This is a genomic window from Pseudomonas sp. B37(2017), from assembly GCF_002112885.1.
GTDB classification, from domain to species: Bacteria; Pseudomonadota; Gammaproteobacteria; order Pseudomonadales; family Pseudomonadaceae; genus Aquipseudomonas; species Aquipseudomonas paraglycinae.
Window position 1 is genome coordinate 1 of the sequence record NZ_NEIX01000028.1, and the last position, 999, is coordinate 999.

1 protein-coding gene is annotated in these 999 nt (G+C 53.9%); it reads right to left on the reverse strand.

All coding sequences use genetic code 11. The annotated features are described in order from the left end of the window. Nucleotides 1-794 (reverse strand): transposase (locus CAF90_RS29045; RefSeq protein WP_085609293.1); only part of this gene is annotated, 794 nt, incomplete at its 3' end. Nucleotides 795-999: the final 205 nt, after the last annotated feature.

Consider the following 999-nt stretch of genomic DNA (forward strand, 5'->3'; position numbering starts at 1 on the left):
CGACAAGCTGCCATAGCTGCATTGTGTGCAAGACGCCGTAATTCCCCGTCACCTTTTTTGCTCAAGTGGCGAGGACTGTGTTTCTTGCCTGAGTCCTTTGCCTTCAAATCCATTCCCAGAAAGGCGATGAACGCATCGGCGCTGGCGAACTCACCTCGCATATACGTAGTTGCCAAGCCCGTTGCCGTGAGTTCACCAATCCCTTCAATCGCTTTGCAGCGTCTGATGTTTTCGCTAATGCCGGCCTCTTGGCTGACTTTGCGAAGTAATTCCTGAATGGCCTGATCAAGCTGTTTGAAATGCTCCAACCCATGGGCCAAAAGATCTTCAAGGAGAGGTTCGTTTGACCAGCTCAGCATGATACTGACTCGGGCCTTCATCAGCTGCGCACGCTTGTTAAGCAGACTTTTCAACACCGTGTAGTGCCGTGGTGGTGGGCTCCAGGCCCGCAGCCGGTGCTGTTCACTGGTTAGATAACGCGCCAGAAGACGTGCATCACAAGGGTCGGTTTTTGCACGCTGACCGATGCTTTCGCGGTAATGGCTCACCCGGTAAGGGTCCACGACGTAAACCCGATGCCCCATACCATGGGCCAGTTCGGCCGTGTCCAGGTGGTAGAGATTAGTGGCTTCCAGGGCGATCGAGCTTTGTGCGGGCAAGGTCTTCAGCCAACGACCTACAGACGTGCGGTCATTGTTGATGACCTGGGTAATTTCCAGATCTTCGCGATAAACAACGATTTCGGCCTTGGCCACATCGACACCAATCACCGTTGGCGAGGTAAGGATTGTCATGACGAATCCTCGGAGCTAGGGTTTAAGAGCTTGTCGGGGTCTACCGTAGCGCTGGCTTGCCTCTATCGTCGGTTTTACCGATGAATTCCTTATCGGCGCTTTAGGTAGAAAGGGCGGGACGAGAAGTCTCCCACGGTCCGTACTGGCTAGAGTCGGAATCGAGCTTTTAGTCCCGCCCACCCCTTCAAGTCTAAACATACAAGCG